General features: G+C 66.8%; 2 protein-coding genes. Both read right to left on the bottom strand.

Annotated features, from left to right (window positions below):
• Window positions 1-3,121, bottom strand: a 3,121-nt coding sequence (locus tag MF6396_RS27805) for an amino acid adenylation domain-containing protein (protein WP_153046147.1), incomplete at its 3' end; no start/stop codon positions are given.
• The coding region (locus MF6396_RS27800; protein WP_238596498.1) for a phosphopantetheine-binding protein at window positions 3,118-3,707 on the bottom strand (590 nt) is incomplete at its 5' end. The genes MF6396_RS27800 and MF6396_RS27805, both read right to left, overlap by 4 nt.

Here is a 3,707-nt window from a genome sequence, read left to right as displayed (position 1 = left end):
CCACCTTCTCCAGCTTGAGCACGCCGGCCCAGATCGCCGCGATGCGTTGTTCGAGCTCGCTCTGCGGTGCCACATAGGCCTGCTGCAACTGGCTCGTATCGGGCTCGGGCAGTGCCTTGCGGTCGAGTTTGCCATTGGGCATCAGCGGCAACGCATCAAGCCACAGCAGGTGCGTGGGCACCATGTATTCCGGCAGGCGGACCTTGAGATGCTCGCGCAGGCTGGCCAGTTGCTCGGGATTGGCTGCCAGCCCGTCGCTGGCCACCAGATAGGCCGCCAGTTGCCTGCCGTGGGGGCCATCGACAGCCAGCACCACCGCTTCGCGCACCGCCGGATGCTGGTGCAGGCTGGCCTCGATTTCACCCAGCTCGATGCGCAGGCCACGGATCTTCACCTGGTGGTCGGCGCGCCCGAGGTACTCGATCACCCCATCGGCGCGATAGCGTGTCATGTCACCGCTGCGGTACAGGCGCGCACCGCCCTGGGAACTGGTGTCGAACGGATCCGGCACAAAACGCTCGGCCGTCAGCGCCGGCTGGTTGAGGTAGCCACGCGCCAGCGAATCACCGCCGATGTACAGCTCGCCCCTGGCAAACGGCGTCACACCCAGCGCATCGCTCAGCACATGCAGGCGCACGTTGGCCACGGCGCGGCCGATGGGTACCGTGCCCGCCTGCAGCTGCGCCGACAGCACGTGGAAGGTGCTGTCGATGGTGGCTTCCGTGGGGCCGTACAGGTTGACCAGTTGCCCGCCCCAGCCGGCTCGAACCTGCTCGCTCAACGCGGCGGACAACGCTTCGCCGCCCATCGCCAGCAACCGTACCGAGTCCATCTGGCCCGCGCCGCGATCCGGCAGCAAGGCATGCAGCAATGACGGCGCCAACTGCAGGATGCTGATGCGCTGCTCGCTCACCTGCTGCCAGAACCGCTGCGGATCCAGCACCAGCCCCGGCTCGGCCACCACCAGTTGCGCGCCGCCGATCAATGCCAGCCAGAACTCCCACACCGAGGCGTCGAAGCTGAAGGCGGTCTTCTGCAGCACGCGGTCTTCAGGCTGCACGGCAAAGGCCTGCTGCATCCAGTGCATGTGATTGGCCAGCCCGCCATGGCGCACGGCCACACCCTTGGGCTTGCCGGTGGAGCCCGAGGTGTAGATCACGTAGGCCAGGTGGTCCGGCTGCATGTGAAGCTGCGGCGCGCCGAGCTCGCAGCCGGCCAGCCAGGCAGCGCCCGGCTCCAGCATCAGGCGCTCGACAGCACTGCTGGCGGGCAACTGCACCGTCGGCTGGGTCAGCAGCAGGCCGATGCCACTGTCCTGGATCATGTAGGCCAGGCGCTCCTGCGGATAATCCGGGTCCAGCGGCACATAGGCGCCGCCGGCCTTGAGGATACCCAGCAGGCCCACCACCATTTCCAGGCTGCGCTCCAGCGCCAGCCCCACCAGTACATCCGGCCCTACCCCGCGCTCGCGCAGTCGGTGTGCCAGCTGGTTGGCGCGCTGGTCGAGCTGCCGGTAGCTCAGCGTCTGCCCGGCAAACAGCACGGCGGGGGCGTCAGGGGTGCGCTGCGCCTGGGCGGCGATCAGCTCATGCACACAGCGCTCGCGGTCAAACCCCGCCTCGGTGCGGTTCCAGGCCTGCACCTGCTGTTGCTCCTGAGCATCCAGCAACGCCAGTTCGGCGATGCGCTGCTGCGGCTGCGCGACAACGTCTTGCAGCAACTGGCGCCAATGGCTGGCCAGACGCTGGATGGTCGATGCGTCGAACAACGCGGTGGCGTAGTTCAGCGAGGCGCCGATGCCCTGTTCGGTTTCGACCGTTTCCAGGGTCAGATCGAACTGGGCGCTGTGCTGCTCCCACTCCAGGCCTTCGACCGTCAGGCCCGGCAGGCTGTGACGCGCGTTCCTGCCCTGGGTCTGGTGGTTGTACATCACCTGGAACAACGGGCTGTGGCTGAGGCTGCGCTGCGGGTGCAGCGCCTCCACCAGTTGCTCGAACGGCAGGTCCTGATGCGCCTGCGCCGCCAGTGCGGTGCGCTGTACCTGGTGCAGCAGCGCCTGGAAGGTGGTGTCCAGGTCGAACTCGGCCTTGAGCACCTGGGTGTTGACGAAGAAGCCGATCAGGCGCTCGGTCTCCACCCGGTTGCGGTTGGCAATCGGCACACCGACGCGAATCTCGGGCTGACCCGAGTAGCGGTGCAGCAACGCCTGGAAACTGGCCAACAGCAGCATGAACAAGGTCACACCCTGCTCCCTGGCCAGGCCTTTGAGGGCACCGGCCAGGCCGGGCTCCAGTTCGATTGCCAGGCTCGCGCCCGCCTGGCTCTGGATGGCCGGACGCGGCCGGTCGAGGGGCAGTTCGAGCACCGCCGGGTCGCCACCCAGTTGCTCGGTCCAGTATCCCAGCTGGCGCGTCTGCTCCCCCGCCTCCATCCAGTGGCGCTGCCAGATTGCGTAGTCGGCATACTGGATAGGCAGTGCCGGCAGCTGTACCGGCTGGCCCAGGCGATAGCCTTCGTAGAACCGGATCAGTTCCTCGACCATCACCGGCATCGACCAGCCATCGGAGACGATATGGTGCAGGGTCAGTACCAGCACATGGTCGTCGTCACCCAGCTTCAGCAGCTTGACCCGCAGCAACGGGCCGCTTTCCAGGTCGAACGGGCGCCGGGTCTCGGTCTCCACCCATTGCCTGATCAGCGCCTGGCGGTCTGCACCCGCCGGCACCTGAACCGCATCGACGTGCAATGCGAACGGTGCCGCAGCATGAATCACCTGCATGGCCTGACCGTCAGCATGGCTGAAGGTGGTACGCAAGGTCTCGTGGCGCGCCACCAGGGCCTCGAAACTGCGGCGCAGCGCCTCCACATCCAGCGCACCCTTCAGGCGCAGCGCCGTCGGCACGTTGTAGGCGGCGCCCTGTGGCTCCAGCTGCCACAGAAACCACTGGCGCTGCTGCGCATAGGACAGGCGCAGTTCATCGAACAGCGCCTTGACCGCCGGAATCGGCAGGTTGGCGGCACTGATGCCCTCGGCCTGCATGCGTTCCCAGTAAACCTTGCGCTTGTCCGGCGCCAGCATGACGAAACGCTTGGCGACGCTCTTGGCGGTATCGGTGTTCATTGAGCATCCTCCAGGTCTTCGGCAAACAGGTCCAGGCGTCGTAACGTATCTTCGAAATCCACACTATTTCCTTGGTCCAGCTGCTCGCAGAACGCGGCCAGAACGGGGTATTGGAAGAGCACCTGCGGCTCCACCTTGAGACCGAGCGACAACTGCAGGCGCGACAGCACCGACAGCACCAGCAGCGAGTGCCCGCCCAGCTCGAAGAAGTTGTCGGTCAGGCCCACCTGCTCCACCTGCAGCACCTGCGCCCAGATCGCCGCCACCTGCTGCTCGCGCTCGCTGTGGGGCGCCACATAGGCCTGCTGCAACTGGTTGGCATCGGGCCTGGGCAGTGCACGGCGGTCCAGCTTGCCGTTGCCGGTCAGCGGCCAGGCCTCCAGGAACATCAGGTGTGCCGGCACCATGTAGTCCGGCAGCACGCCCTTGAGGTGCTCGCGCAGGCCGGTGCGCAGTGCGCTTTGCTGCGCCGCCTCCACCGGCCCGGCAGCCAGCAGGTAGGCCACCAGTTGCTTGCCGGTGGCGCCGTCGATATCCAGCACCACCGCCTCGCGGATCGCCGGGTGCTCCTGAAGCCTGGCCTCGA

This window comes from Pseudomonas sp. MF6396, from assembly GCF_002018915.1.
GTDB classification, from domain to species: Bacteria; Pseudomonadota; Gammaproteobacteria; order Pseudomonadales; family Pseudomonadaceae; genus Aquipseudomonas; species Aquipseudomonas palmensis.
Note: the sequence above shows the minus strand (reverse complement) of the source record. Positions and strands in the feature narration are given on the sequence as shown.